Origin of the sequence: Streptomyces sp. URMC 126 (genome assembly GCF_051386555.1) — a bacterium.
GTDB lineage: Bacteria > Actinomycetota > Actinomycetes > Streptomycetales > Streptomycetaceae > Streptomyces.
Map to the genome: position 1 here is coordinate 1 of NZ_JBPQTX010000851.1, position 275 is coordinate 275.

Genomic DNA, 275 nt, shown 5'->3' on the forward strand with positions numbered 1-275 from the left:
TCGTGATCCAGCTCGCGGCCATCCTGGCCGTGTGCCTGCTCTACGCCCAGAGGCTGATCCGCGTGCTGGTGGGGCTGCCGAGCCGGCCCGAGGCGCGCCGCTTCGTGCTGGCGGTCACCGTGGCGTTCGTTCCCTCGGTGGTGCTCGGGCTCTTGCTCGACGACTTCATGAAGGCGGTCCTGTTCTCGCCCTGGGTCGTGGCCGTGGCGCTGGTCGTCGGCGGCGCGATCATCCTCCTGATCGAGCGCCGACTGCACGAGCCCCGCTTCCACGAC

At 70.2% G+C, this 275-nt stretch carries 1 protein-coding gene; it reads left to right on the forward strand.

The window, feature by feature from the left end; translation table 11 throughout:
• Positions 1 to 275: undecaprenyl-diphosphate phosphatase (locus ACSNOK_RS34200; protein ID WP_436784624.1), on the forward strand; the 275-nt coding region annotated here is incomplete at both ends.